The organism is Blastococcus sp. TF02-09 (assembly GCF_003319105.1).
GTDB lineage: Bacteria > Actinomycetota > Actinomycetes > Mycobacteriales > Geodermatophilaceae > Blastococcus.
Map to the genome: position 1 here is coordinate 92,640 of NZ_QOHH01000005.1, position 25,860 is coordinate 118,499.

The following is a 25,860-nucleotide window of genomic DNA, read 5'->3' on the forward strand; positions in this document are numbered from 1 at the left end:
CGGGGGCCGGGCCTCGGTGCGTCCGGGCCCGGGAACAGCCGGGACCGGGACCCCGTTCTTGCACTCGCAGGGGTCGAGTGCCAGACTCGTTTCTGGCACTCGGGGCTCCTGAGTGCCAATCAGGTCGGAACGGTGAGGCACCGGTTCGTGGGCCGACGGAGCGCCCACGGCCACCGGTGTCGTCCGTCGCGGGCACCACCCGGCCGTGCAGCGATCCATGCTCGGAGGACATCACCACATGGCCAAGATGATCGCGTTCGACGAAGAGGCGCGCCGCGGCCTCGAGCGAGGGATGAACACCCTCGCCGACGCCGTCAAGGTGACCCTCGGCCCCCGTGGCCGGAACGTCGTTCTTGAGAAGAAGTGGGGTGCGCCCACCATCACCAACGATGGTGTGAGCATCGCCAAGGAGATCGAGCTCGAGGACCCCTGGGAGAAGATCGGGGCCGAGCTCGTCAAGGAGGTCGCCAAGAAGACCGACGACGTCGCGGGTGACGGCACCACCACCGCCACCGTGCTCGCCCAGGCTCTCGTCCGCGAGGGGCTGCGCAACGTCGCCGCCGGCGCCAACCCGATGGCCCTGAAGAAGGGCATCGAGGCCGCCACCGCGTCGGTCAGCGAGTACCTCCTCTCGACCGCCAAGGACGTCGAGACCAAGGAGCAGATCGCCGCCACCGCGTCGATCTCCGCCGCTGACTCGGCCATCGGCGAGCTCATCGCCGAGGCGATGGACAAGGTCGGCAAGGAAGGCGTCATCACCGTCGAGGAGAGCAACACCTTCGGCCTCGAGCTCGAGCTCACCGAGGGCATGCGCTTCGACAAGGGCTACATCTCGCCCTACTTCGTCACCGACACCGAGCGCATGGAGGCCGTCCTCGACGACCCGTACGTGCTTGTCGTCAACTCGAAGATCAGCACCGTCAAGGACCTGCTCCCGCTGCTGGAGAAGGTCATGCAGTCGGGCAAGCCGCTGGCCATCATCTCCGAGGACGTCGAGGGCGAGGCCCTCGCGACCCTGGTCGTGAACAAGATCCGCGGCACCTTCAAGTCCGTCGCCGTCAAGGCCCCGGGCTTCGGTGACCGCCGCAAGGCCATGCTGACCGACATCGCCATCCTCACCGGTGGCCAGGTCATCAGCGAGGAGGTCGGCCTCAAGCTCGACAACGCCGACCTCGAGCTGCTCGGCCGCGCCCGCAAGGTCGTCGTCACCAAGGACGAGACGACGATCGTCGAGGGTGCCGGTGACGCCGACCAGATCCAGGGCCGGGTCAACCAGATCCGCGCCGAGATCGACAAGTCGGACAGCGACTACGACCGCGAGAAGCTGCAGGAGCGCCTGGCCAAGCTGGCCGGCGGTGTTGCGGTGATCAAGGCCGGCGCCGCGACCGAGGTCGAGCTCAAGGAGCGCAAGCACCGCATCGAGGACGCGGTGCGCAACGCCAAGGCCGCCGTCGAGGAGGGCATCGTCGCCGGTGGTGGCGTCGCCCTCGCGCAGGCCACGGCCGTCGCGTTTGACAAGCTGGAGCTCACGGGCGACGAGGCGACCGGTGCCAGCATCGTGCGCGTCGCGCTCGAGGCCCCGCTGAAGCAGATCGCCGTCAACGCCGGCCTCGAGGGTGGCGTCGTCGCGGAGAAGGTGCGCAACTCCGACACCGGCTGGGGCCTCAACGCCGCCAGCGGCGAGTACGTGGACCTCATCCAGGCCGGGATCATCGACCCCGCCAAGGTGACCCGCTCGGCGCTGCAGAACGCCGCCTCCATCGCGGCGCTCTTCCTCACCACCGAGGCCGTCATCGCCGACAAGCCGGAGAAGAACGCTCCGGCCATGCCCGGCGCCGACGGCGGCATGGGCGGCATGGACTTCTGAGTCCAGCCACCTCGTAATACCTCGGCAGGGGCGGTCCGCTACGGCGGGCCGCCCCTGTCGGCGTTCGTGGGGCTGCCTGCTGGCCGCCATCTGCGGGGAACGAGGGCTCCGGACGGCGCGAGGAGGGCCATCTTTCCCGCAGTTGGTGCCCGGCCGTCGGCCTCAGTCCTCCGGGGCGAAGACGCAGAACTCGTTGCCCTCGGGGTCGGCGAGGACGCTCCACTCGATCTCGTCGTCCTGCTCCCGCAACATCCGGGCGCCCGCGGCGATCAACGGCCACGTCTCGCCGACGACGTCGAAGTGCATGCGGTTCTTGACCGTCTTCCGCTCGGGCACCGGGACGATCCAGATCAACGGCCCCTCGCCGGCCGGATCGACGATCGGGATCGGCCAGTCGTGCGGGCGCGGCTCGGCCCCCTGCAGGGTCCCGCCACGAGCGTGCGAGTGGCGGGGGCAGGGGGTGTTTCCTCAATCGGCGAGCGCGTGGTGGTCGTCGGCGTCGAGGCAGAGGTCCTTGAAGCGGGCGGGTGCGTCAGCCATGGGCGTGCAGGGTAGGCGGCCTCCCGTGGCCGTGATCATCGGGACGTCGGGGTGGCAGTACCGCGACTGGCGCGGCGCCTTCTACCCGCCGAAGCTGCCGCAGCGGCTGTGGCTCGAGCACTACGTCCAGCACTTCGCCACCGTCGAGAGCAACAACGCTTTCTACCGGTTGCCCGAGCTGGAGACGTTCCAGGCGTGGCGCGACCGCACCCCGCCGGACTTCCGCTGGGCGGTCAAGGCCAGCCGCTTCCTGACCCACATCAAGCGCCTCCGGGAGCCGGAGGAGCCCGTCGCGCGGCTGATGGGCCGGGCCGTCGGGCTGAGCGCCAAGCTCGACACGATCCTGCTGCAGCTACCGCCCACGCTCAGGGCCGACGCCGAGCTGCTCCGCGCCTGCCTGGCCCAGTTCCCGGCCGGTACGCGGGTCGCCGTCGAGCCGCGGCACGAGTCGTGGTGGACCGACGAGATCCGCGCGCTGCTGGAGCGCTACGGGGCGGCGCTGTGCTGGGCCGACCGCGACGAGCAGCCGGTGGCACCGCTGTGGCGCACCACCGACTGGGGCTACCTGCGCTTCCACCACGGCGTCGAGGGATGGGGCTACCGCGCCGAGACCCTGGAGCTGTGGGCCGAGCGCGTCGTGTCCACCTACGGCGACGCCAACGTCCTCGTGTACTTCAACAACGACCCGGGGTGCAACGCCGTCATCGACGCGGTCCGGTTCGCCGACGCCGTCCGCCGGGCCGGGGGGACGACGACCCGCGTGCCCACCGCCGACCAGGCGACCGGGCCGGCCTGGACCGTCTGATCGGACCGGATCCGGAGCCGGCCGGGTCAGCCGGCCGACGTGGGATCAGTCGTCGTCGCGGTCGCGCTGCTCGGAGTCCTCGGCGCGGTGCTCGTCCTCGGCCTCGTCCTCGTCGTGGTCGCGGGCGTCCTCGTCGGCATCCCGCGCCGCCTTCTCGGCGTCCCGGGCGGCCTTCTCCGCCTCCCGGGCTGCGTCACGGGCGGCCTTCTCGGCCTCCCGGGCCGCGTCGCGCGCGGCCTTGTCGGCGTCGCGGGCCGCCTTCTCGGCGTCGCGGGCGGCGTCACGGGCAGCCTTGTCCGCCTCGTGGGCCGCGTGGCGCTCCTGCGCTTCCCGCAGCGACTCCTGTGCGTGCTCGTCCGCGTGCTCGCGCGCGTTCTCCAGGCCGTGGTGGCCGGAGTCGTCGGTGCCGTCCTCGGCGTGCTCGCCAGGGGTGTCGTCGGCGTCGTCGTCCCCGGGCGCGTCGAGGTCGGAGTCGTCGCTGCCGTCCTCGTCGCTGCCGTCCTCGCTGCTGTCGTCGCTGCTGCCGTCGTCCCCGGGCCCGTCGACGCCCGAGTCGTCGGTCTCGGTCGAGTCGTCGGTGGAGGAGTCGTCGGAGGACGGGTCGTGGGAGTCGGGCAGATCGAACGGGGACAGCGTCTCGACGCTGCTGGCGACGACGTCCTGGACGGGCTCCGGCAGGGCGCCGGCTGCACCGGCCCCGGTGACCCCGGCGGTCGCGATGCCGAGTCCGGCCGCGACCTGCGCGGCGGTACCCGCGCCGGCGACCTTCGCGACGACAGCGGCCAGGCCTTCGAGCAGTGCCATGGAACCGGTCCCTCCTGCCGGGGCCGCCGGTGCGGCCCGTCACAGGGGTATCGGCACCCACCGGCCCCGACTGGAGCCGGCCGGGGCATCTGTCACCCGGTCAGAGGACGACGGCCTCCGCGTGCCGCACCCCCAGCTGCTCGGCGGCCCGGCCCAGGACGTCCTGGACGGCGAGGGTGTCGGCCAGCGGCATGACCGTGCTCTCGCGGCGCCCGGCGCGCAGGCACTCGGTGACCTCGATCAGCTCGTGCGCGTAGCCGGCGCCGGTCTGCGGCCGGGTGATCGTCTCGGGCTCGGCGCCGGCGCGGTGCAGAACGATCGTGTCCGGGTGGTGGAACCGCGGCAGGACGTCGATCCAGCCTGCCGTCCCGAAGACCCGGGCCTGCCCCGGCAGGGCGTTGCGCAGCGAGGTGAGGAGCGTGGCGGCCCGCCCGTCGTCGTAACCGAGCAGGATCCCCGCCTCGGCGTCCACGCCGGTCGGGAACAGCGAGCCGGTGGCGACGACGCGCTGCGGCGTCCCCAGCAGCATCTGGGCGAAGGAGACGACGTAGACGCCGAGGTCGAGGAGCGCCCCGCCGCCGAGCTCCAGCGCGAAGAGCCGGTCCGCCGGGTCGTACTCGCGCGAGACCCCCAGGTCGGCCTGCACCGAGCGCACCTCGCCGATGGCGCCGTCGGCGACGAGCTCGCGCAGGGCCACGACCGCCGGCTGGAAGCGGGTCCACATCGCCTCCATCGTGAAGACGCCGGTCGCGCGCGCGAGGTCGACGACCTCGGCCGCGCCCGCCGTCGTCGCCGTGAACGCCTTCTCCACGAGCAGCGCCTTGCCGGCGCGCAGGGCGGCCAGCGCGAGGGCGTGGTGCTGGGGGTGCGGCGTCGCGACGTAGAGGACGTCGACGTCCGGGTCGGCCAGGATGGCGTCGTAGGAACCGTGGGCGCGCTCCAGGCCGTGCCGGGCGGCGAAGGCGTCGGCGCGCTCCTGCGACCGGGACGCCACGGCCACCGGGCGGGCGTGCGGCACGTGCGCGAAGTCCGGGAGCACGCTCTCGGCGATGCGTCCCGGCCCGACGATTCCCCAGCGGATCTCTGCACTCACGCGTGCGACGGTAGCCGCGGGCCGAGGCGGGGCAGACTGCCACCGTGACGGTGCTGATCGACACCCCGGTGTGGCCGTGGCGGGGCCGGAGGTGGTCGCACCTGGTCAGCGACGTCTCCTACGACGAGCTGCACGCCTTCGTCGAGGCCGAGCTGGGCATCCCGCGGCGGGCGTTCCAGGGCGACCACTACGACGTCCCGGAGGACCTCTACGACGTCGCCGTCGCCGCCGGGGCGCAGCCGGTGGGCGCGCGGGAGCTGCTCAGCCGGCTGCTGGCGGCGGGGCTGCGCGCCCGAAAGCCCCGCCGGCCGACGCCGCCCGCGAACGCAGCAGGGTGAGCTCGGCGGTCATGTTCGCCCGCGCCCGCGACTCCCAGGCCTCCGCCACCACGGGCAGCCCGTAGAGCCGCGGCAGCGCCAGCAGCTGCTCCAGCACCGCGATGCGGCCGGCGGTGAACCGGTCGTCGGGGACGTGCCCGTACTCCAGGCGCACCGCCGACGCGTACGCCGCGTAGGCCTCCGGCGGGGAGGCGAGGACGGCGAGGTCGGCGTCGCACAGCACGGCACCGTTCGCGTCGCCGGGATCGACGTCGTGGCCGGCGGTGAGCAGGACGAGCCGCTCGACCTCGGCCACCCGCTCGTCCGGGACCAGCCCGCGCAACCCCGCCGTGGCGCGTCCGGCGCTGACGGCCTCGTTGTCGGAGCGCTGCGGGTCGTAGACGACGTCGTGGTACCAGGCGGCCAGCCGCACCGCGTCGGGGTCGGTGGCGTCGTCGGCGAGCCGGGAGACGATGCCGAGGACCGCCGCCAGGTGGGCGAGGTCGTGGTACCGGCGGTGCGGCTCGCTCCAGGCGCGGACGACGGCGGCCCACTCGGTGCGCGAGGTGGGGGAGTCGCCGGCCAGCGCCGCCCACGCCTCGAAGCCGACCAGCTCGCTCACGCGGCGAGTCTGGCACGGGGAGCCGGTTCGGATACGGTGCGGCCGTGACGCAGCCGCCGCCCCCCGCGGGCTGGTACCCCGACCCCGCCGGCACCCCGGGCGCCCGCTGGTGGGACGGCGGGGCATGGACCGAGCACGTCCAGCAGCCCGCCCCGCTGGCGGCCTCCGGGCCGTCCCTCTACGAGCAGCCGGTCCTGCTGGTGAACCAGAAGACGAAGCTCATCGAGCTCACCAACGAGTACGCGGTCCTCGACGGCGAGGGGCGGCAGATCGGCGCCGTCGTCCAGGTGGGGCAGACCGCCGTCACCAAGGCGGTGCGGCTGTTCAGCCAGCTCGACCAGTTCCTCACCCACACGCTCGAGGTGCGCGACTCCCGCGGGCCGGTGCTCGTGCTGACCCGGCCGGCGAAGCTGGTGAAGTCACGCGTGCGGGTTGGGCGGCCGGACGGCAGCCCGGTCGGCGAAATCGTGCAGGCCACCGTCTTCGGGCGGATCCGCTTCGACCTGGTGGCCGGCGGGCAGCCGGTCGGTGCCATCCAGGCCGAGAACTGGCGGGCCTGGGACTTCGCGATCACCGACGCGGCCGGCACCGAGGTCGCCCGGATCACGAAGACGTGGGAGGGCCTGGCCCGCACCCTGTTCACCACGGCCGACCGCTACGTCGTGCGGGTGCACGCGCGGCTGCCGGAGCCGCTGGCCAGCCTCGTGATCGCGTCGGCGCTGACCGTCGACACCGCGCTCAAACAGGACGACCGCGGCGTCAACTAGGAGCTCGCGCGGTTCTCCGCGGCGGGGCATGGTCGGGGCCCCGGCGGGTACCCTGGAGATCGTCCGGGCCGGGTGCCACGTGCCCCCGGGTGCCATTTGGTTACGCCTTCACGGACTACCGCCCCGGCCTTGGCCGGGGGCCTGGAGCCGTGTTGTGCATCTCGCCGCGAGGCGGCCGTCATCCGGTCCGGACCTCATGCGCACGTCGGGCCCCCGTCCGCTGGACGGGGGCCCGACGCATGTGCGGGGTCGCTCAGTAGGTCTCCTCGGTGGTGCTGCGGCGGACCGGAGCGCCCGGGTCGGCGTAGCCCTCCGTGGTGCGGGTGACCCGGCGCTGGCGCGGGGCCCAGACCGCGAGCTCCAGGACGATGCCCAGGGCACCCACGACCATCAGGATCCAGCCGACCACCTGCAGGTCGACACCGCTGACGTCGACGGTCAGGGCGAAGGTCAGGATCGCGCCGAGCGCGAGCAGGACGATGCCGGTTCCGAGCCTCATGTCGTACTCCCTTCTCACCGCGCGGGCAGGCCCGCGCCGGCGGCGGGTGCCGCGGGCCGGGCAGGTGCCCGCCGGACCGGTCCCCGTAACCGGGGTCGCCGCCGGTCTCCTCCGAACGGGTGGGTCCGAGGGGGCCCCCGACGGTTCCGGCTCGGTCTTCCGGGGAGCCGCGGACGTCGACTCGAGCTGGTCGAGAGACGGCTCAGAGCATCGTGCGGAGGCGCTCCCGGCGAGCGCGCAGGACGTCCACCGACGCCGACGCCGACGGCGGTCCGGGCACCGCCTGGCGCAGTTGGGTGTGCACGACGGCCTGGGGCTGCGAGGTGCGCGCGGCCACGCGGTTGACCAGCTTGTTGATCTCCCGGCGCAGCTCCGCGGCGTCCCGCCACGAGCGGCCGGCGTCGTCCTCGTCGGGGTGGTCCTCGACGAGCATGAAGTCCTCGGCGTCCGCCCGGTGGCTGGCCGCGATCCGCATCCGCAGCTCGTCGTCCCGCTTGGCGAGCAGCGCGGCGGTCTGCGCGGGGGTGAGCAGCCCGGGGATGCCGAGGAACTCCTCCTCTTCCTCGCCGACCACCACGGCCGGGCCGGAGCCCTCGCCGGTGTGCGCCGTCCCGCTGTGCAGCACGTGCGCGAAGCGGGCGTCCGCCTCCAGCGCCTCCCACTGCTTCATCTCGCCCTCGCGCGGCTCCCGCGGCGGCAGGTCCAGCGCCTCGAGCTCCTCGTCGGGCTGGGTGCGCGGCGGCGGCATGACGTGATTGCGCTGCTCCTCCATCGAGGCGGCCAGCGACAGCAGCGGGCGCACCGCGGGGAGGAAGACCGTCGCCGACTCGTGCGGGGAGCGGGAGCGCACGACGCGGCCGACCGCCTGGGCGAAGAACAGCGGCGTCCGGTAGGAGGTCATCCAGGCCAGGACGGCGGCGCGGGGGACGTCGACGCCCTCGGAGATCATCCGCACGCAGACGGCGATGCGTGCCGAGCCGGTGGCGAAGCGCTCGATCTTCTTCGACGCCTTGGGGTCGTCGGAGAGGATCAGCTCCGGCGCCTTGCCGGTCACCCGGCGGACGATCTTGGCGTAGGCGCGGGCGTCGTCCTGGTCGCTGGCGAGGATCAGTCCGGCGGCGTCGGGCATGCCGCTCTCGCGTAGGTGCGTGATCCGGTCGTCCATGGCGGCGATGACGTGCGGCACCCACTGACCCTTGGGGTCCAGGGCGGTGCGCCAGGCCTGCATCTCGACCGAGCGGGTGCCGGCCTCGGACAGCGAGGCGGCGACGACCTCGCCGGCGGAGTTCCGCCAGCGCGAGGTGCCGGTGTAGGCGGCGAAGACCACCGGGCGGACGACGTTGTCGGCCAGCGCCTCCTTGTAGCCGTACGTGTAGTCCGCGCGGCTGACCAGCCCGACACCCCGCTCGCCGGCATCGCCCTCGAAGGTGTCCTCCTCGTAGCGGACGAAGGGGATGCGCTCGTCGGGCTTGGTGCGGAACGGCGTCCCGGTCAGGCAGAGCCGGCGGGCGGCCATGCCGAACGCCTCCTCGGCCGCCTCGCCCCACGAGAGGCCGTCGCCGGCGTGGTGCACCTCGTCGAGGATCACCAGCGTCTTGACCGAGGTGCAGCGGGCGGCGTGGAGCATCGGCTTGCCGGCGACCTGCGCATAGGTGGTCACGTAGCCCTGCGTGCCGGCGCGGACCGGGCCGACGGCGTTGGTCAGGCCCGGGTCCAGCACGATGCCCATCGCGTCGGCGGCGTCGGCCCACTGCAGGCGCAGGTGGTCGGTCGGGCAGACGACGACGACGCGGGCGACCTCGCGCCGGGCGAGCAGCCGCGAGGCGAGCGTCAGGGCGAAGGTGGTCTTGCCGGCGCCGGGCGTCGCGGTGACGAGGAAGTCCTTCGGGGAGGCCTCCTCGTACTGCGCGAGGGCGGTCTGCTGCCAGGCCCGGAGCGGTCGGCTGGTCGTCTGCGGGCTCAAGGCCTCCGCTCGTGCTGCGCTCCCCATGTCGGGGTCCATCTTGGCTGCCGGAGGGGCAACACGCCCAACCCGGGGCCTGCCGCGCGCCCCGCCCCGGCCATCGTATAGGGCCGCGCGGCAGCCGTTTGACCTGCGACGATGCGATTCCGCCGGCGAGTCCTGTGGTGATTCCCATCCTGTGAGGGACGGCTACGTCACGCCCCGTGGGTCCCGGCGTTCTCAGCCGCCCCGCGGACTGCCGAAAATGTCGGTGGTCGAACATATGATCGAAGACATGGCGGACGGCGGCACGGTGCGCGAGCCCACGGCGGGCTGGGCCCCGGGCGCGCTCGGGGCCGTCCAGGCTGCCGATCGGGAGATCGCCCGCCAGACCGCGCTGCGGGCACGTGCGGTCGCCGCCTTCGCCGCGACGCGGCCCGCATCTGCCGACCGTCCGGCCGGAGAACCCGGGGCCATGAGCGCGGACCGGCGGGCAGCGCGCCCCGCGGTGCTCGCGGACGTCAGCGAGTGGACGGCGCCGGAGCTGGTGGTCGCGCTCGAGATCAGCGAGCAGGCCGCGGAGACGCTCCTCGAGCGGTCGCTCACCCTCGTGAACCGGCTGCCGCGCACGCTGGCGGCGCTGGAGTCCGGCGCGCTGCACCCGGGCCACCTGTACCCGATGCTGGAGCGGGTCGCTCCCATCGCGGACGACGCGAAGCGCGCCGAGGTCGAGGCGAAGCTGCTCGACTGGATGGCCGGTCGGGTGACGACGCCACCGCAGCTGACGGACAAGGCGCGGCGACTCGGTCTGCTGGTCGACGCCCGCGACACCGCCCGGAGGCTGGCCGAGGCGGTGCGGCGGAGGGGCGTCTTCGCCCGGCCCGACCAGCAGGACGGCATGGCGCAGGCGATCGCGCTGCTCACCGCGCCCGAGGCGGCTGCGCTGATCGACGCCCTCGGCCGCTACGCCGACGCCCTGGACGAACCCGGTGACACGCGCACCCGGGGTCAGAAGATGGCCGACTGCCTGCTCGACCTGGTGCTGCGGCCCGGTGAGAACGGCCTGGCTCCGGTCCGGGCGCACCTCACGGTGGTCGCAGCGATCTCGACGTTGCTCGGTGGAGACGCGCCCGGTGAGGTCGACGGCCAGGTCGTCCCCGCGGAGACGGTGCGCGCGCTGGCGCGGGCTCTCGGTCTGCTGCCGGACACGGACCACGCTGACGCCATCCCCTCCGACGACGAGGCCGCCGCGGCGGATGGGGTCGCCGCCGACCAGCACGGGGGCGCTTCAGAGCACGAGGCTGCCGCAGAGGACGAGGCCGCCGCCGACGAGCACGGGAGCGCCGCGGAGGACGAGGGCGCCGCGGAGGACGAGGGTGCTGCGGAGGACGAGGGCGCGGAGGGCGAGATCGTCCAGGCGGCTGCGGATGCCGTCGGTGAGCCGGGGGAGGACGGTGACCCGACGGATCCTGGCTCCGCGCCCGGTCAGCCCCGCGGCCCGAGCCGGCTCCGCGGCCGGGTCGACGACGCGCTCCTCGGGCCCTGCGAGCCGTCGGCGGTGGAGCGTGCGCTGGAGGAGTGGTGGCGAGAGGTCGAGCAACGCGCCCGGGACGAGCAGTGGGGTGCTCGACCCGCGCGGCCGCCGGATCGCCGCTCCGTGATCCGCGAGTACGCGCCGACGCACCATGCCGGCCGGTATGCACCCCGCTCGGCAGGACCGATCGGCTCGACCGTGCGTTCGACGCGTGCCGCCGCGGACGACGCCGTACTGGCCGCGGGGCAGGCGCAGCTCGACTTCGCCCGCGCCGTCCGTCGGGCTGCCGTCGCGGTCGGTCGTGCCGAGCGCGCCGACGCAGCCGACGAGGAGGCCTGGCGCTCTTCCCCGGCGGGCCGGGTGTCGGCTGCGACGGACACCGTCGCAGCGCTCGCCGCGGCCGGAGCGGAGCAGCGCGCTGTGCTGGCCCGGCTGCTCGACTCGACGGCGGGCGGCTCCCTCGCCGACCGCCCCCGCATCGCGGTCGTGGACGCGCTCGACGGCGCGCTCCTGTCGTTGACCGACAGCGCCGAACTCCGTCGCACAGCGACTTGCGCACGGCCCGCCTGCCGGAGTCGGCCACGCGGGTGCGCGCACGACCTGGACGGCCGGCCCGGGCTGGGCCCGCCGCCGGCGACCGCGGGTTATCGGCCGGGTGCTGCGCTCGACCGGTTCGTCCGCGCGCGGGACAGACGGTGCCGGCAACCGGGCTGCCGGCGACCCGTGTTGCGCGGAGGGGAGCTCGACCACAACCACCCCTGGCCGGGTGGTCCGACCAGCGCCGGCAACCTCGTCGGCTACTGCACGCGGCACCACCGGGGAAAGCACCAGGCGCCCGGCTGGCGGCACGAGCTCGGGGCCGACGGAACGCTCACGGTGACCACGCCGTCCGGACTGCGGGCGGACAGCACCCCACCGCCGTTCTGACCGTCAGTGGTCGGTCACGGCGGTGGGGGAGGCCGGTCAGACGGCGGCGGGACGGTCCTCGAGGATCCGCTCGGCGAAGCGCCAGCCGCCGTCGGTCTTCACGTACCGGTCCACGTAACGCGGGGCGCCGACCAGCACCCACGAACCCTCGACGGCGGCGAGCAGGATCATGTCGGCCGCACCGTGCGCCTCGGTCGCCGAGTCGAGGCTCACGGTCACTCCGCCCATGATGTGCCGGAGCTTCATGGTCGAGGTCACGCCCGTGATCCACTCGGTCAGCGCCGGACGCCCCTCGAGCGGCCGCCCCTGGGCCTTCATCCGGGCGTCCTCGACGAACAGTGCGGTCCACTCCTCGAGCCGCGTGTCATCGGTGTACTGCGCGTAGCGCGCGACCAGGTTGCGGATCTCGTTCTCGGCGACCAGCTGCTGGATCTCGTCCATGGGTCCTGCCCTTCCGATGTGCCAGTGGTGGGCAGCAACCTACGGCCCTCTGCAGGGTCCCGACGCGAGCGAGCGAGCGGTGGCAGGGGGTCCTTCTCTAATCGGCCGACTCGTCCACCCAGTCGGGGCCGTTGACCTCGCCCGGGCCGGCCAGGTCCGCCGCGTCGACGATCGTGTACGCGTAGCCCTGCTCGGCGAGGAACCGCTGCCGGTGCGCGGCGTACTCGCTGTCCAGGGTGTCCCGGCTGACCACCGTGTAGAAGTGCGCCTGCCGGCCGTCGGCCTTGGGCCGCAGCACCCGGCCCAGCCGCTGCGCCTCCTCCTGCCGCGATCCGAACGTGCCCGACACCTGCACGGCGACCGCGGCCTCGGGCAGGTCGATGGAGAAGTTCGCGACCTTGGAGACGACCAGCGTCCGGATCTCGCCCGCCCGGAAGGCGTCGAAGAGCTTCTCCCGCTCCTTGTTCGTCGTCGACCCCTGGATCACCGGGGCGTCGAGTGCGGTCCCGAGCTCCTCCAGCTGGTCCAGGTAGGCCCCGATGACCAGCTTCTGCTCCTCGGGGTGCCGCTCCAGCACCCGGCGGATCACCGGCAGCTTCGACTGCGCGGTCGCCGCGATCCGGTACCGCTCCTCGGGCTCGGCGACGGCGTAGGTCATCCGCTCCTCGTCGTCGAGCGAGACGCGCACCTCGATGCACTCGGCCGGCGCGATGTAGCCCTGCGCCTCGATGTCGCGCCACGGGGCGTCGTAGCGCTTCGGGCCGATCAGCGAGAAGACGTCGTCCTCGCGACCGTCCTCGCGCACCAGCGTCGCGGTCAGCCCCAGCCGCCGGCGGGACTGCAGGTCGGCCGTCAGCCGGAAGATCGGCGCCGGCAGCAGGTGCACCTCGTCGTAGACGATCAGGCCCCAGTCCTGCGCGTCGAACAGGTCCAGGTGGATGTACTCCCCCTTCCGGCGGGTGGTGATCACCTGGTAGGTCGCGATCGTGACCGGGCGGATCTCCTTGCGCTCGCCCGAGTACTCGCCGATCTCGTCCTCGGTCAGCGTGGTGCGGGCGATCAGCTCCCGCTTCCACTGCCGCCCGGCGACGGTGTTGGTGACCAGGATCAGCGTGGTCGCCTTGGCCTCGGCCATCGCGGCCGCGCCGACCAGCGTCTTGCCCGCCCCGCAGGGGAGGACGACGACTCCCGAGCCGCCGGCCCAGAACCCGTCGACGGCCTCCTGCTGGTAGTCGCGCAGGTGCCAGCCGGCCTGGTCGAGGTCGATCGGGTGCGCGGTGCCGTCGACGTAGCCCGCGAGGTCCTCGGCCGGCCAGCCGATCTTCAGCAGCGCCTGCTTGAGCCGTCCGCGCTCGGCGGCGTGCACGACCACGGTGTCGGAGTCGATCCGCGCCCCCAGCATGGGGGCGACCTTCTTCGAGCGGATGACCTCCTCGAGCACCGCCCGGTCCGAGGAGGTGAGCACCAGGCCGTGCACCGGGTTGTTCGCCAGGGTCAGCCGGCCGAAGCGGTCCATGGTGTCCGCGACGTCGACCAGCAGCGCGTGCGGCACCGGGTAGCGCGAGTAGCGCACCAGCGCGTCGACGACCTGCTCGGCGTCGTGCCCCGCGGCGCGCGCGTTCCACAGCGCGAGCGGGGTGACCCGGTAGGTGTGCACGTGCTCGGGGGAGCGCTCCAGCTCGGCGAACGGCGCGATGGCGGCCCGGCACTCCTTGGCCAGCGGGTGGTCGACCTCGAGCAGCAGCGTCTTGTCGGACTGGACGATCAGGGGGCCGTCAGACACGCGTCAGCGTCCTTCGTTCGGGGGGCTTTCGGCGCAGCCGTGCGCGCCGGACTGTCCAGGCTAACGCCGTCGGAGGGCAGGTCCTTCCGGCCCGGACGGGGCTCCGGCTCACACCCACGCGTCGCGGCGCAGCGGTGGCTGCTCGCCGCCGGGACGCCGGAGCAGCACCTGGTTCACGCCCATCTCGCCGGACTCGAACGCCAGCGCGCACGCCGCCATGTACAGCCGCCACACCCGCGCGCGGCCCGGGCTCGAGGCGGCCACCGCCGCGTCCCAGTGCTCCTCGAGCCGGCGCACCCAGGCGCGCAGGGTCAGCGCGTAGTGCCGGCGCAGCGCCTCGACGTCCAGCACCTCGAGCGCGCCGCCGTCCTCGAGCAGGGCCACGGTCTCGCCGAGCCCCAGCAGCTCCCCGTCGGGGAAGACATACCGGGCGATGAACGTGTCGGGGTTCCACGTCGCGGTGCCGGCGTTCCAGGCGATGGCGTGGTTGAGCAGCCGCCCGCCCGGCCGCAGCAGGTCGTGCAGCCGCCGGGCGTACGCCGGCATCTCGGCGCGCCCGACGTGCTCGGACATCCCGATCGAGCTGATCGCGTCGAAGGGGCCGTCGTCGACCTCCCGGTAGTCCTGCACCCGGATGTCGATCCGGTCGGTCAGCCCCGCCTCGGCCACCCGCTTGCGGGCCCGTTGCGCCTGCTCCTCCGACAGCGTGATGCCGACGACGCCTGAGCCGTACCGGCGGGCGGCGTGGATGGCCAGGCTGCCCCAGCCGCACCCCACGTCGAGCAGCCGGTCGCCCTCGGTCAGCCCCAGCTTCCGGCAGACCAGGTCGAGCTTCGCCTCCTGCGCCACGTCCAGCCCGGTGGCCGGGGACTCCCAGACCGCGCAGGAGTAGACCATCGACGGGCCCAGGACCAGCTCGTAGAAGTCGTTGCCCACGTCGTAGTGGTGCGCGATCGCCGCGGCGTCGCGCCGGCGCGAGTGCCGGCGGCCGGAGCGGCCCAGGTCGGCCTCCTCCGCCGGCGGCTCCGGCTCTGGGCCGATCGCGCCCAGCCGCAGCGCCGTGGCCGCGAGCCCGAGCCGGTCGCGCGCTGTGGGCGGCACCACCCGCCCCTTCTCGGCCAGCCGGCCCGCGGAGCGGAGTGCGGCGAAGGTGTCGAAGACGTCGTCCTCGATGTCGATCTCGCCGGCGACGTAGGCGCGCCCCAGGCCCAGCTGCCCGGGCGACCAGGCCAGCCGCCGGAGTGCGCGGCGCGAGCGCACCGCGACCACCGGAGCACCGGGGGGCCCGGCCACCGAGCCGTCCCACCCGCGCAGGCGCAACGGGATCCGGTCGGTGCCCAGGACGGCGCCGAACGCCTCCGCCAGCCGGTCCGCCACGGTCCGTCGTCCTGCCATGCCCGCTCCTCGTCACCCGGGAGGAGCAAGATCCTTGCGCAGGCTGCCGAGGGAGGGAAGCGGAAAAGTCCTGGCCCGCGGTCAGCCGGCGACCGGCGCGTCGTCGTCCTCGACGAGCGCCACCGACGTGATCCGGTGGACGGCGAACGTCCGGCTCTCGCCGCGCCGCTCGTCGAACCCCTGCAGGAAGCCGCCGACCAGTGACACCGGCTGCACGACCCGCTGGCTGCCGCTGCCCTGCGCGTCGACGTAGCCGAGCCATACCGGCGTCCCCTCGCGCACGGCACGGGAGAGCAGCTCCAGCGTCGACGCCGTCGTGACCCCCGGAACCTGCCGCACCGCCTCGCCCCGGCGGGCCGCGACCGCGGCATCACCGGCCCGGATCTCGCGCACGGTGGCCGCGACCTCGTCCTCGGTCAGGGGCCGCGGGGCGGCCGGGCCCTCGGTGCCGGTCGGCCGGCGTCCGGCGGCCCGCGGCCGGCCCGGCGGGCGGGTGAGGACGGCGCCGCCCGGGTTCTCCCCGGCGGGGGCGTACCCCGCGTCGCGCAGCACGGTCAGCACCTCGTCGGCACCCAGCCCGCTCACCAGCACCCCGGGGGCCAGTCGGCGCAGTTCGGCCGCCGCCGTCCGCCGGTCGCTGAGCACCTGGGCGAGCAGCCCGTGGTCGTCGGAGCGCACGTAGCTCTCGATGGCCCCCACGCGCAGCCGGCCGTGCTGGCGGGCGACGTCGTCCACCAGGTAGTCCAGCGCCTGCGGCACCGGCGTGCGCGAGGCGCGGGCGAAGAAGTCGTGCAGGTCCGAGGCCGACCAGCCCGCGTCCAGGGCCCGGCGGACGCTGGACTCGGTGACCCGGAAGACCGTCGCGCCGCCGGAGGACTCCACGTCCGCGACGACGGCGAGGGTGTCGGCCAGTTCGGCCACGAGCGGGCCCGGCGCGATCAGCGACAGGTCGGGCTGGGCGAGCACGTGGTCCACCGGTTCCGGCAGCAGGCCGCTCATGCCGGCCGCCGCGCCGTCCTCGCCGCCGGTCAGCAGGCCGCGCCCGCCCGAGGACAGCACGCCCCCGACCAGGACGCCGAGCCGCGCCGCCTCGGCCAGCATGCCGGGCACCGGGGCGAGCCGGTCGGCGCGCCGGGGCGTGCGCCACCGCAGCAGCGCCACCAGGTCGTCGGGGGCGAGACCCGAGCCCGCGGGGTAGGAGGCCAGCGCGGTCAGCGCCGAGCGGCGGATCGCCGGGGCGGTGTGCCGCACCAGGTCGGGGGAGAGCGCGTTGGCCGCCTTGCCCGCCACGTCCCGCTGGCCGACCAGCGCCGGCAGCCGGATGCCCGCGAGCCACCCCGCGGCCAGCACCGCCCACCGGTCGGCGAGGTCCTGCTCCCGCCAGCCGTCGTAGGAGCGGGTGGGCAGCCACTCGTCGCGGTGCGGTCCGCCCACGTCCAGCAGCCCGGCGGCGAACGCCAGCTCCAGCAGCCAGGCCGCCTCGGGCTCGGGCACGTGCAGCTCGCGCGCCAGCCGCTTCTGGTCGCGCACCGCCACGCCGCCGCTGCGCAGCAGCCCGGCCGGCTCGTCCTCCAGCAGGGCCAGCAGCTCGCCGATCCGGCCGACCGACTCCAGCGCGGCACCGGCGGCCTGCCGGTCCACGGCCGTGGGGTCGCGGGAGATCAGCTCGGGCTCGGGGCGCACCCGTGGCGGGCCGTAGGGGCGGTCGCCCCGCAGGTGCAGCCCGATCTCGCGGGGCAGCTCGACGTTGAGCGCGTCGATGCGCGCCAGCAGCCCCCGCTGCAGCAGCCGGCGGGCGGGCGAGTCGGCTCCGCCGCCGCTCTCCGGCAGATGGCCGACCGGACGGTCACCGGCCAGCCGCTCGAGCACGCCGCGCTCCTCGTCGGACAGCGCGCCCAGCGCCGCCGGCAGATCGGCCGGCAGCTGCACCCGCAGGTCCACCGCCCGGCGGCCCAGCCCCGCGGGGTACCGCACCGCGCGGCGCACCGGGTCCGGGGCCCGCAGCACGTCGTCGCCCCAGAGCAGCGCGCGGTCGGTCAGGGTCTCCAGCGCCGACGCCACCACGTCCTCGGGCACGTCGGGGAGCGCGGCCACGACGTCCTCGGGCGCCATGCCGTCGCCGGGGGCGAGCAGCACGACGTCGAGCGCCTGGAGGGTGCCGGCGTCGAGCTCGTCGAGCGCGCGGTCCACCGACACCGGCACCGCCAGCCGCGACGCGAGCGCGACGACGTCGGACGGCGCCGGACGGGCGACGTCGGGGCGCGCGGCCAGCAGGGCGCCGAGCTGGGCGTCGTCGCGCGTGCGCAGCCAGGCGGCGAGCGTCGGCGGAGGGGCGGTGGGCATCCGGACCACGTTACGACGGCCCGATGGAGCGGCGCCGTGCGGATCCGTCGGGGCGTCGGGGAAGATGGGCCCATGTCGAAGCGCACCACCAAGAACGCCCACCTGGTCGAGCCCACCTGGGGCGAGTCCGAGGACGGCGGCCCGCCGCTGACCGAGCTCTCGGCGTCCGTGGCCGGGGGGCTGTCCCCGTTCGGGCAGGACCACGGCTTCCCGATGCCGGTCGAGCTCGTCCGCTACGCGCACCCGACGGACAAGCCGAACCGCGCCGGCGTGCAGCTCCCCGAGAACCGCTGACCCGGGGCTGGCGCCCGCCTCAGGCCTTCGCGCTGGAGGTGGGTGCCAGCCGGACGATCAGCTTCGAGAGCAGGTTGCCGGCGATCACCCAGATGAGGGCGGCCAGCGCGTCGTTGATCGTCTCGCCGATCTTGGCGTCATCCGGCTGGAACAGGTCCTTGGTGAACCAGCCGAAGCTGTCCCGGATGCCCGCGGTGAACTCCACCAGCGGGTTGGTCGGGTTCGCCTCGAAGAACACGAACACCGCGTGGGCGATGATCAGCGCGCCGATCACCGACGCGACGACGCGGACGACGGTGGCGAGCAGGGCGAAGATGCGCGTCGATCCGGTGCGGGCCATGGCGACATGATCTACCGGCGGCCCCCGCGGCGCGACCCGTGTCCGCAGGTCAGCCCATCGCGGCGGTGTTCCTGCACCTGCTCGGGCGGCTCGACGTCGTCCCCGGCCTCGCCGGGGGCTGACCGGCACTAGCCTGGAACCACGCAAGCCCTGCCAGCGAGGAACCGAGGATCCGACGTGCCCACCGGGAAAGTGAAGTGGTTCAACCCTGAGAAGGGGTTCGGCTTCCTCGCGCGCGAGGACGGACCGGACGTCTTCGTGCACAAGGACGCCCTCCCTTCCGGCACCTCGGAGCTCAAGCCCGGGCAGCGCGTGGAGTTCGGCATCGTCGCCGGCAAGCGCGGCGACCAGGCGCTGCAGGTGCGCGTCCTCGACCCGCTGCCCTCGGTGGCGGCAACCGTCGCGGCGAAGAGCCGCAAGAAGCCCGACGAGCTGATCCCGATCATCGAGGACCTGATCAAGCTGCTCGATGACGTCGGCGAGGGGTTGCGCCACGGCCGGCACCCCGACCGCGCCGAGTCCCGCAAGATCGGTTCCGTGCTGCGCGCCGTCGCCGCCGATTTGGAAGCCTGAGGCCCCCTCCAGAGGCTCGGCCCGAGCGTGCGAGGGCTGAGGGGGAGGGGGTCCTTCTGCTAACCGCCGGCGCGGATGAAGCCGACCGGCCACGCCCGGGACCACACCCCGCAGTCGCCCCCCTTGTCCTCCACCACGAGGAGGTAGAAGGCAGGGGGGACGACGTCGGAGGAGTTGATGTCGGCGAATCGTTCCTCGCCCTCGGGGACGTCGACGGTGCCGAGCTTCTCCTCGAGCGCCTCGTCGAAGACCTGCACGCCCCAGCCGCGCTCGGCCACCGACTCCGGCACGGTGAGGGTGATGTCGGTGTCCGGGGACACCTCGACGATCGGCGGGGTGCTGTCGTAGCGGACCTCCTCGCCGTCGTCGCACCCCTGGACGGCCTGGGCGGTGACGTCCTGGGCGCCGGCCTGCACCCGCACCTCGCCGGGGCCGTCGTCGCCGCTCGCGCAGCCGCTCAGCAGCAGCACCAGCGCGCCGGTCGCCGTCGTCCGTCTCATGTCCACTGCGGTCCCACCGGGGTCGTCGGGGCGTCGGGGGAGACCGGCGCCGGGGAGGGGCGGCCGCCGACCAGGCTCCAGACCACCAGGCCGACGGCGAGCACGAGCAGGGCCGCGGCCACGGTGAAGCCGATCCAGCCGGTCGTCGGCAGCACGATCGCCAGCGCGCCACCGGCGACCCAGGCGAGCTGCAGCACCGTCTCGGAGCGGGCGAAGGCCGACGCGCGCAGCTCCTCGGGCACCTCGCGCTGGATGATCGCGTCCAGCGCGACCTTGCCGAGGGCGTTGGTGATGCCGGCGACCCCGGCGACGAGCACGGCCATGCCGAACCCGTAGAAGACCGCCGCCAGCACGGTCACCGCCGTCGCGGTCCCTGCCGCGATCAGCACGACCCGGTCGGGGGCCGCCGAGCCCAGCCGCGAGCCCGCGGCCGTGCCGAGGAAGCTGCCCGCACCGGCGGCCACGGCGACGGCGCCCAGGGCGAGCGTCGCGGACCACCCGTCGGCGAACTCCGCCTGGGCCAGGAACGCCAGGAAGATGGTGAGGAAGCCGGTGAGCCCGCGCAGCGCCGCCGTCGCCCGCAGGGCCAGGACGACGTGCGGGCTCACCCGGCGCCGGCGCCGCCCGGCGACGGGGATCTCCGCGGTGCTCAGCACGTCCGCGGGCTGCTCGCCGGTCGGGACGTCGACGTGGCGGGGGAGCCGGGCCGCCAGCACCCCGGCGGCGGTGAAGACGGCGGCGGTCAGCCACAGCTCGGGGGTGAAGCCCAGCGCCCAGGCCACGGCCGCGCCGAGGGCACCGGCCACCCCGGAGGTCGCCAGCCCGAAGACCGACAGCCGGGCGTTGGCCGAGGTCAGGGACAGCGTCGGGGGCAGGACGCGGGGGACGACGGCGGCGCGCAGCACGTTGTGCGCCTTCGACAGCACCAGGACACCCAGCGCGGCGGGATAGAGCAGCAGGTCGTCGAAGTGCGCCGCCATGAACAGCGCGAGCGCCGCGCGGCCGAACGAGCTGGCCGCCAGCGCCCACCGCCGGCCGCGCTGCAGCCGGTCCAGCAGCGGCCCGATGACCGGGGCCAGCACCGCGAACGGCGCCATGGTGACCAGCAGGTAGAGCGCCACGTTGCCGCGCTGGGCGTCCGTGGTGGCGGCGAAGAACAGCGTGCCGGCCAGCGAGACGGCGATGAGCGCGTCCCCGGCCATGTGCAGGGCGTTCACCCACAGCAGCCGGCTCAGGCCGCTGTCGTCCGCGCCGTCGGCCCGGCTGGCCGCCTGGACGCGCCGGGCGGCGGCGCGGGACAGCTCCCGGCTGCGGGCGAGCGCGACCCGGGTGACGGTGACGCGGGTCGATCCGGAGTCCGCTGCGGGCATCGGCGTCGTCTGCGGTCGCTGCAGTGGCGTGGTGTCCGCGCGGTCCGGCGGCGGTGGCACCGGACGACGGAAGGCAGGCACCGCTCCATGGTGCCGCACCCGGCCGGTCCGACGGCCCGTTCCCTCGCGGAGGGTCCGGCTCCCGCGGACCGGCGTCCTCTGGGACCATGGGCGACGTGTCCGATCCCGTCGCCCACCCCCGGTCCGCCTCCTCCCTCCCCGCGTCCCTGACGGAGGCGGCGGCGGTCGAGCAGGCGCGCGCCGCGGCGGCGGAGACGGCCGGCGATCCCGCCCTCGTCGGCGAGCACCTCGGCGTCGAGCCGGAGGTCGCCGCGCCGGTCACCGGCGAGGTGCCGGCCGAGGAGCTGGGCGCCACCGCGACGCACACCTTCGCCAGCCGGCTGCCCGGCTACGTGGGGTGGCACTGGGCGGTCACGGTGGCCGCGGCGCCCGGCGACGACGAGGTCACCATCGACGAGGTCGTGCTGCTGCCCGGCGAGCAGGCGCTGCTGGCGCCGGCGTGGGTGCCGTGGCACGAGCGGCTGCGCCCCGGCGACCTCTCCGTCGGCGACGTGCTGCCCTCCACCGAGGACGACCCGCGGCTGGTGCCGGCCTACACCGCCGACGACGACTCCGCCGACGACCCCGAGGGCCGGATCGTCGCCTCCGAGCTGGGCCTGGGCCGCGAACGGGTCATGTCGGCCGAGGGCCGCGCCGACGCCGCCACCCGCTGGGCCGACGGCGACTTCGGCCCGGCCTCCGCGATGGCCCGCTCCGCCCCCGGCCCGTGCGCCAGCTGCGGCTTCTGGCTGCCGCTGGCCGGCTCGCTCCGGCAGCGGGTCGGCGCCTGCGGCAACGCCTACGCCCCGGCCGACGGCCGCGTCGTCACCGCCGACTACGGCTGCGGGGCGCACAGCCAGGCCACCCTCGTGGTGGCGGACCCGACCGAAGTGGTCCACACCGCGCGCTACGACACGGGGACCTACGACGTCCTGAGCGACTAGTCTTTCCGGCCCAGCTGGCCCTGCCAGCGCATGACGCCCAGACCGAGGACGCCGAGGCCGATGGCGGCGAGGCACGTCCAGGTCCACAGCGCGTCCACCCGGTCGCCCAGCAGCAGGACGACGACGAGGGCCACCGCCCACAGCCCGATGCCGACGACGACCACCCGGGCGGTGTCCACCTGCAGCGAGGGAGGGGCCTGCTTCGTCGGGGTCGGCACGGTGCGACTCTAGGACCCTGGTTCCCAGCCCGTAGTAGCACGGGATTCCGCCTGTGGCACGCTGTCGCCGCTCGACCGCCGCCGCACGCCCCGGGAGTACCACCATGGCCGACCAGCCCCGCTCGATCGCGGGCGACACGCCCGCCGACGTCGTCGCCGACGCACCCGCCCGGCCGTACCGCAGCGAGGGCCCGCGGGCCAAGCCGAGGAACGGCCTGGACCGCTACTTCGAGATCACCGCCCGGCGCTCCACGGTCACGCGCGAGGTCCGCGGCGGGCTCACCACCTTCTTCACGATGGCCTACATCGTGGTGCTCAACCCGATCATCCTGTCCGGCGCCGACGTCGACGGGAATTCGCTGCCCTTCGCCTCGGTCGCCGCGGTCACCGCGCTGATCGCCGGCGTCATGACCATCCTCATGGGCGTCGTCGGCCGGTATCCCTTCGCGCTTGCGACCGGCCTGGGCATCAACGCCATCGTCGCGGTCTACGCGAGCACCCAGCTGTCCTGGCCCGAGATCATGGGCCTGGTCGTGCTGGAGGGCCTGCTCATCACGCTGTTGGTGCTCACCGGTTTCCGGCGGGCGGTCTTCGAGGCCATCCCGGCCCAGCTGAAGACGGCGATCGCCGTCGGCATCGGCTTCTTCCTGACCATCATCGGGCTGGCCGACGCCGGGGTGATCCGGCCGGGCAACCCGCTGATCAGCTTCGGTGACGGTGGGCAGCTCGCCGGCTGGCCGATGCTCGTGTTCGTCATCGGCCTGCTGCTCAGCGCCGTGCTCGTGGTGCGCAAGGTCAAGGGCGCCCTGCTGATCGGCATCATCGCGACCACCGTCCTCGCGATCGTCGTCGAGGCGATCGCCGACATCGGCCCCCGCTTCGGCGCGGACGGCGCGGTGAACGACCGCGGGTGGGCGCTGCAGGTGCCCCAGCTGCCCGACGACGTCGTGAGCAGCCCGGACCTGTCGCTGATCGGCAACTTCTCGCTGTTCGGCGGCTTCGAGCGGATCGGCGTCATCGCCGCGCTGCTGATCGTCTTCTCGATCATGATCGCCGACTTCTTCGACACCGTCGGCACGGTCACCGCCGTCGGTGCCGAGGGCGACATGCTCGACGAGAAGCGCAACCTGCCCCGGTCCCAGCCGGTGCTGCTGGTCGACTCCCTCGCCGCCGCGGCTGGTGGTGCCGGCAGCGTCTCGTCGAACACGACCTACATCGAGAGCACCGCCGGTGTGGCCGACGGCGCCCGCACGGGTCTGGCCAGCATCGTCACCGGCGTGCTGTTCCTCGTGGCCATGCTGTTCACGCCGCTGGTGGAGATGGTCCCGTCCGAGGCCGCGGCACCCGCGCTGGTCATCGTGGGCGCGCTGATGATCACCCAGATCCGAAACCTCGCGTGGGACGACATGTCGCTGGTCATCCCAGCGTTCCTCACGATCGCGCTGATGCCGTTCACCTACTCGATCACCAACGGCATCGGCGCCGGCGTCGTCTCCTACGTCGTGCTCCAGCTGGCCGTCGGGCGCCGCCGGGCGATCCACCCGCTGATGTGGGTCATCGCGGTGCTGTTCGTCGTCTACTTCGCTCTCGAGCCGCTGCAGCAGGTGTTCTAGGGCGGTTAGTGAGATAAGCTAACTATGTGACCCGGACGACGCTGGACACCGCAGCGCTGGCGCACGACCTGCGGCTCGGGGTCATGCGGTTCGCGCGCCGGCTGCGGCACCAGCGGGTCGACACGTCGGTGACCATCACCCACCTCTCCGCGCTGTCCACGCTGGAGCGGCACGGGCCGATGAGCCCGGGCGAGCTGGCGGCGCACGAGCGGGTGCAGCCGCCGTCGATGACCCGGGTCGTCGTGGCGCTCGAGGGGATGGGGCTGCTCACCCGGACGCCGCACCCCACCGACGGGCGGCAGGTGGTCCTCGATCTCACCGACCCCGCCCGGGAGCTGCTCGCGGCCGAGGGACGCGCCCGGGACGCGTGGCTGGCCGAGAAGCTCCAGGCGCTCAGCCCCGAGAAGCGGGCGGTGCTCCGCGACGCGGCCGCGATCATGGACGAGCTGGCCGCCGGGTGAGCGCTGCGCAGACCACCTCGGACGGCGGCATGTTCCGTGCCCTCCGGGTGCCCAACTACCGCCGCTACGCCTCGGCCAACCTGGTCAGCCAGACCGGCACCTGGATGCAGCGGATCGGCCAGGACTGGCTGGTCCTGCAGCTCTCCGACGACAGCGGCGTCGCCCTCGGGCTGATCACCGCCCTCCAGTTCGCGCCCACCGTGCTGTTCAGCCCCTACGGCGGGCTGCTCGCCGACCGCTACCCCAAGCGGCGGCTGCTCCAGATCTCCCAGGCCTCCATGGGCCTGCTGGCCCTGGTGCTCGCCGTCCTGGTGGCCACCGGCTCGGTGGCCCTGTGGCACGTCTTCGTGCTGGCCGCCGGTCTCGGGGCGGCCGCGGCGATCGACGCGCCCGTCCGGCAGTCGTTCGTCTCGGAGATGGTCGGCCCGGAGCTGCTCACCAACGCGGTCAGCCTCAACTCGACGATCTTCAACGGCGCCCGCCTCGTCGGCCCCTCGGTGGCGGGGCTGCTCATCGGCGCGGCCTCGGGCAACACCGCCCCGGCGTTCTTCATCAACGCGGCCAGCTTCGGCGTCACCATCCTGGCGCTGGCCTCGATGCGCGCCGACGAGCTGCGGCCCAGCGCGCCGGTCGCCCGCGGCAAGGGACAGCTGCGCGCGGGGGCGGCCTACGCCTGGGCGCACCGCGACCTGGTGCTGGCGATGGGGCTGGCCTTCGTCGTGGGCACCTTCGGCTTCAACTACCAGATCACCATCGCGCTGATGGCCCGCGAGGAGTTCCAGCTGGGTGCCGAGGCGTTCGGCCTGCTGGCCACCGTGTTCGCCGTCGGCTCGCTCAGCGGCGCGCTGCTCTCCACCCGCCGCAGCCGCCGCCCGAGGCGCCGCTTCCTCGTCGGGTCCGCGCTGGTCTTCGCCGTCCTCACCATCGTCACCGGGCTCATGCCCGGCTACGTCTGGTTCGGCGTGCTGCTGGTGCCCACGGGGGCGGCGGCCCTGGTCTTCAGCGTGGCGAACAACAGCTTCGTGCAGCTGGGCGTCGACCCGCAGATGCGCGGCCGGGTCATGGCGCTGTACTTCATGTGCTTCATGGGTGGGACGCCGATCGGGGCGCCGCTGATCGGCGTGATCGCCGAGCACCTCGGCCCGCGCTGGGGCCTGCTGCTCGGCGGAGGGATCGTGCTCGTGGCCGCCGGGGTGGCCGGAGCCCTCCTGGCCCGGGGCCGCGCCGTGCGGCTGGAGCCCCTCCGCGAGCGGCCGTGGATGCGCCTGCACGTGAGCGAGCGCGCCGTCGCACCGCCGGCCGAGCGGGCCGCCGAGGAGGTCGTCGCCGGCCGGGCGCCCGGCGTGCAGTCCGCGTCGTCGGGCGGCTGATCCGCGGGTACCGTCGGCTCGTCGGCCCACGACGGTCCGGAGATGCCATGACCGGTTCGCTGATCGCGCTCGGGCTCATGTTCGCCGCGTTCTGCGCCGTCGTCGTCGGTTTCGGTCCCACCGAGCGGTGGCTGGCCGAGCTGGCCGCCCGGCGGCATGCGCGCACCCTGCCGCCGCTGGACCGGCGGCCGCTGCAGGCCGTGGCCGCCGACGTCCGCCGGCTGCGCCGCCAGCTCGGCCTGGTGCCCGCCGGTGCGCCGATGGCGCGGCGCAGGGCGCTGCAGGCCGCCTTCGACGACGTGCTCGTCGAGGCGGCACGGATGCTCGCGGTGCCGCACACGCTGACCACCGAGCCGCTCGGACGGGCGCGCGACGCGGAGCGGCTGCGGCTGCTCGCCGAGCTGGAGGCCGCCGGGCTGGCGGTGGGGGACTGACCGC

The 25,860-nt window shown here is 74.2% G+C and carries 25 protein-coding genes and 1 pseudogene; 12 read left to right on the forward strand and 14 right to left on the reverse strand.

The features are described 5' to 3' along the window. Positions 1-238 precede the first annotated feature (238 nt). Entirely contained in the window at positions 239-1,867 is a 1,629-nt protein-coding gene (gene groL, locus DQ239_RS09330; RefSeq protein ID WP_113834142.1) for a chaperonin GroEL, read from the forward strand. Positions 1,868-2,029: 162 nt separating this feature from the next. On the opposite strand, the gene DQ239_RS20875 is transcribed toward groL, so the two are convergent. After that, entirely contained in the window at positions 2,030-2,290 is a 261-nt protein-coding gene (locus DQ239_RS20875; protein WP_255411212.1) for a VOC family protein, read from the reverse strand. Between the two features lie 142 nt (positions 2,291-2,432). On the opposite strand from DQ239_RS20875, the gene DQ239_RS09340 reads away from it, so the two are divergent. Beyond that, entirely contained in the window at positions 2,433-3,212 is a 780-nt protein-coding gene (locus tag DQ239_RS09340) for a DUF72 domain-containing protein (RefSeq protein WP_113834143.1), read from the forward strand. A 45-nt stretch (positions 3,213-3,257) separates the two neighbouring features. On the opposite strand, the gene DQ239_RS09345 is transcribed toward DQ239_RS09340, so the two are convergent. Together DQ239_RS09345 and DQ239_RS09350 are read right to left on the reverse strand one after the other, a co-directional pair. Then, positions 3,258-4,016 (reverse strand): hypothetical protein, encoded by a 759-nt coding sequence (locus DQ239_RS09345; protein ID WP_113834144.1) that lies wholly within the window; start codon positions 4,014-4,016, stop codon positions 3,258-3,260. A gap of 100 nt (positions 4,017-4,116) precedes the next feature. Next, the gene (locus DQ239_RS09350; RefSeq protein ID WP_113834145.1) at positions 4,117-5,109 is read right to left on the reverse strand and encodes a Gfo/Idh/MocA family oxidoreductase; all 993 of its coding nucleotides are present in this window, start codon (positions 5,107-5,109) and stop codon (positions 4,117-4,119) included. A gap of 44 nt (positions 5,110-5,153) precedes the next feature. Between DQ239_RS09350 and DQ239_RS09355 the strand changes: the two genes are divergently transcribed. After that, on the forward strand, positions 5,154-5,447 hold the full coding sequence (locus tag DQ239_RS09355) for a DUF4031 domain-containing protein (protein WP_113834146.1): 294 nt from the start codon (positions 5,154-5,156) through the stop codon (positions 5,445-5,447). On the opposite strand, the gene DQ239_RS09360 is transcribed toward DQ239_RS09355, so the two are convergent. Beyond that, positions 5,371-6,048 (reverse strand): metal-dependent phosphohydrolase, encoded by a 678-nt coding sequence (locus tag DQ239_RS09360; RefSeq protein WP_113834147.1) that lies wholly within the window; start codon positions 6,046-6,048, stop codon positions 5,371-5,373. The genes DQ239_RS09355 and DQ239_RS09360 overlap by 77 nt on opposite strands. A gap of 44 nt (positions 6,049-6,092) precedes the next feature. On the opposite strand from DQ239_RS09360, the gene DQ239_RS09365 reads away from it, so the two are divergent. Further along, positions 6,093-6,815, forward strand: coding sequence for a phospholipid scramblase-related protein (locus DQ239_RS09365; RefSeq protein WP_113834148.1), 723 nt, complete (start codon positions 6,093-6,095; stop codon positions 6,813-6,815). A 253-nt stretch (positions 6,816-7,068) separates the two neighbouring features. Here DQ239_RS09365 and DQ239_RS09370 read toward each other — a convergent pair whose 3' ends face one another. Together DQ239_RS09370 and DQ239_RS09375 are read right to left on the reverse strand one after the other, a co-directional pair. Next, the gene (locus DQ239_RS09370) at positions 7,069-7,314 is read right to left on the reverse strand and encodes a DUF6458 family protein (RefSeq protein ID WP_113834149.1); all 246 of its coding nucleotides are present in this window, start codon (positions 7,312-7,314) and stop codon (positions 7,069-7,071) included. Positions 7,315-7,516: 202 nt separating this feature from the next. Further along, on the reverse strand, positions 7,517-9,277 hold the full coding sequence (locus tag DQ239_RS09375) for a DEAD/DEAH box helicase family protein (RefSeq protein WP_233488998.1): 1,761 nt from the start codon (positions 9,275-9,277) through the stop codon (positions 7,517-7,519). Positions 9,278-9,551: 274 nt separating this feature from the next. Between DQ239_RS09375 and DQ239_RS09380 the strand changes: the two genes are divergently transcribed. Then, positions 9,552-11,717: an HNH endonuclease signature motif containing protein gene (locus tag DQ239_RS09380; RefSeq protein ID WP_233488999.1), complete on the forward strand. Its 2,166-nt coding sequence runs from the start codon at positions 9,552-9,554 to the stop codon at positions 11,715-11,717. A 36-nt stretch (positions 11,718-11,753) separates the two neighbouring features. Here DQ239_RS09380 and DQ239_RS09385 read toward each other — a convergent pair whose 3' ends face one another. From DQ239_RS09385 to DQ239_RS21280, 4 genes are all read right to left on the reverse strand, one after another. Continuing rightward, complete coding sequence (locus DQ239_RS09385) at positions 11,754-12,158, reverse strand: nuclear transport factor 2 family protein (protein ID WP_113834152.1); 405 nt, start codon at positions 12,156-12,158, stop codon at positions 11,754-11,756. Positions 12,159-12,255: 97 nt separating this feature from the next. Next, on the reverse strand, positions 12,256-13,941 hold the full coding sequence (locus tag DQ239_RS09390) for a DNA repair helicase XPB (protein ID WP_113834153.1): 1,686 nt from the start codon (positions 13,939-13,941) through the stop codon (positions 12,256-12,258). A gap of 108 nt (positions 13,942-14,049) precedes the next feature. Further along, positions 14,050-15,336, reverse strand: coding sequence for a class I SAM-dependent methyltransferase (locus DQ239_RS09395; RefSeq protein WP_113834154.1), 1,287 nt, complete (start codon positions 15,334-15,336; stop codon positions 14,050-14,052). Positions 15,337-15,417: 81 nt separating this feature from the next. Next, positions 15,418-17,679 (reverse strand): helicase C-terminal domain-containing protein, encoded by a 2,262-nt coding sequence (locus DQ239_RS21280; protein WP_113834314.1) that lies wholly within the window; start codon positions 17,677-17,679, stop codon positions 15,418-15,420. Positions 17,680-17,751: 72 nt separating this feature from the next. Between DQ239_RS21280 and DQ239_RS09405 the strand changes: the two genes are divergently transcribed. Beyond that, the gene (locus DQ239_RS09405) at positions 17,752-17,973 is read left to right on the forward strand and encodes a hypothetical protein (RefSeq protein ID WP_113834155.1); all 222 of its coding nucleotides are present in this window, start codon (positions 17,752-17,754) and stop codon (positions 17,971-17,973) included. A gap of 19 nt (positions 17,974-17,992) precedes the next feature. On the opposite strand, the gene DQ239_RS09410 is transcribed toward DQ239_RS09405, so the two are convergent. Further along, complete coding sequence (locus DQ239_RS09410) at positions 17,993-18,313, reverse strand: hypothetical protein (RefSeq protein WP_113834156.1); 321 nt, start codon at positions 18,311-18,313, stop codon at positions 17,993-17,995. A gap of 177 nt (positions 18,314-18,490) precedes the next feature. On the opposite strand from DQ239_RS09410, the pseudogene DQ239_RS20885 reads away from it, so the two are divergent. Further along, positions 18,491-18,682, forward strand: a pseudogene (locus DQ239_RS20885) (cold-shock protein); the annotation flags it as partial. A 263-nt stretch (positions 18,683-18,945) separates the two neighbouring features. Here DQ239_RS20885 and DQ239_RS09420 read toward each other — a convergent pair. After that, positions 18,946-19,386: a DUF2771 domain-containing protein gene (locus tag DQ239_RS09420; protein WP_113834315.1), complete on the reverse strand. Its 441-nt coding sequence runs from the start codon at positions 19,384-19,386 to the stop codon at positions 18,946-18,948. Then, positions 19,383-20,837 carry an MFS transporter gene (locus tag DQ239_RS09425; protein WP_233489000.1) on the reverse strand — a complete coding sequence of 485 codons (1,455 nt, stop codon included), beginning with the start codon at positions 20,835-20,837 and terminating at the stop codon, positions 19,383-19,385. The genes DQ239_RS09420 and DQ239_RS09425 overlap by 4 nt, the downstream gene beginning before the upstream one ends. Positions 20,838-20,923: 86 nt before the next feature. Here DQ239_RS09425 and DQ239_RS09430 point away from each other — a divergent pair, with 86 nt between their 5' ends. Beyond that, positions 20,924-21,760, forward strand: a complete 837-nt coding sequence (locus DQ239_RS09430; RefSeq protein ID WP_113834159.1) for a DUF3027 domain-containing protein — start codon at positions 20,924-20,926, stop codon at positions 21,758-21,760. Here DQ239_RS09430 and DQ239_RS09435 read toward each other — a convergent pair. Beyond that, positions 21,757-21,978 carry a DUF2530 domain-containing protein gene (locus DQ239_RS09435; protein WP_113834160.1) on the reverse strand — a complete coding sequence of 74 codons (222 nt, stop codon included), beginning with the start codon at positions 21,976-21,978 and terminating at the stop codon, positions 21,757-21,759. The two genes, DQ239_RS09430 and DQ239_RS09435, sit on opposite strands and share 4 nt — an antisense overlap. Positions 21,979-22,082: 104 nt before the next feature. Between DQ239_RS09435 and DQ239_RS09440 the strand changes: the two genes are divergently transcribed. From DQ239_RS09440 to DQ239_RS20610, 4 genes are read left to right on the forward strand one after another with little or no spacing between them, the layout of a single operon-like run. Further along, the gene (locus DQ239_RS09440; protein WP_113834161.1) at positions 22,083-23,591 is read left to right on the forward strand and encodes an NCS2 family permease; all 1,509 of its coding nucleotides are present in this window, start codon (positions 22,083-22,085) and stop codon (positions 23,589-23,591) included. 26 nt (positions 23,592-23,617) lie between these two features. Next, on the forward strand, positions 23,618-24,052 hold the full coding sequence (locus DQ239_RS09445) for a MarR family transcriptional regulator (RefSeq protein ID WP_199582819.1): 435 nt from the start codon (positions 23,618-23,620) through the stop codon (positions 24,050-24,052). Further along, the gene (locus DQ239_RS09450; RefSeq protein WP_233489001.1) at positions 24,049-25,422 is read left to right on the forward strand and encodes an MFS transporter; all 1,374 of its coding nucleotides are present in this window, start codon (positions 24,049-24,051) and stop codon (positions 25,420-25,422) included. Before DQ239_RS09445 ends, DQ239_RS09450 begins: the two co-directional genes overlap by 4 nt. Before the next feature lie 47 nt (positions 25,423-25,469). Beyond that, a complete protein-coding gene (locus DQ239_RS20610; protein ID WP_199582857.1) occupies positions 25,470-25,856 on the forward strand; it encodes a hypothetical protein in 387 nt (128 codons plus the stop codon). The last annotated feature ends 4 nt before the right edge of the window (positions 25,857-25,860 follow it).

Coding starts and splice junctions, on each gene's coding strand:
- DQ239_RS09405 (WP_113834155.1), top strand. CDS start 17,752: ATGTCGAAGCGCACCACCAAGAACGCCCACCTGGTCGAGCCCACCTGG.
- DQ239_RS09420 (WP_113834315.1), bottom strand. CDS start 19,386: ATGAGACGGACGACGGCGACCGGCGCGCTGGTGCTGCTGCTGAGCGGC.
- groL (WP_113834142.1), top strand. CDS start 239: ATGGCCAAGATGATCGCGTTCGACGAAGAGGCGCGCCGCGGCCTCGAG.
- DQ239_RS09385 (WP_113834152.1), bottom strand. CDS start 12,158: ATGGACGAGATCCAGCAGCTGGTCGCCGAGAACGAGATCCGCAACCTG.
- DQ239_RS09395 (WP_113834154.1), bottom strand. CDS start 15,336: ATGGCAGGACGACGGACCGTGGCGGACCGGCTGGCGGAGGCGTTCGGC.
- DQ239_RS09440 (WP_113834161.1), top strand. CDS start 22,083: ATGGCCGACCAGCCCCGCTCGATCGCGGGCGACACGCCCGCCGACGTC.
- DQ239_RS09345 (WP_113834144.1), bottom strand. CDS start 4,016: ATGGCACTGCTCGAAGGCCTGGCCGCTGTCGTCGCGAAGGTCGCCGGC.
- DQ239_RS09430 (WP_113834159.1), top strand. CDS start 20,924: ATGGGCGACGTGTCCGATCCCGTCGCCCACCCCCGGTCCGCCTCCTCC.
- DQ239_RS09410 (WP_113834156.1), bottom strand. CDS start 18,313: ATGGCCCGCACCGGATCGACGCGCATCTTCGCCCTGCTCGCCACCGTC.
- DQ239_RS20610 (WP_199582857.1), top strand. CDS start 25,470: ATGACCGGTTCGCTGATCGCGCTCGGGCTCATGTTCGCCGCGTTCTGC.
- DQ239_RS21280 (WP_113834314.1), bottom strand. CDS start 17,679: ATGCCCACCGCCCCTCCGCCGACGCTCGCCGCCTGGCTGCGCACGCGC.
- DQ239_RS09380 (WP_233488999.1), top strand. CDS start 9,552: ATGGCGGACGGCGGCACGGTGCGCGAGCCCACGGCGGGCTGGGCCCCG.
- DQ239_RS09370 (WP_113834149.1), bottom strand. CDS start 7,314: ATGAGGCTCGGAACCGGCATCGTCCTGCTCGCGCTCGGCGCGATCCTG.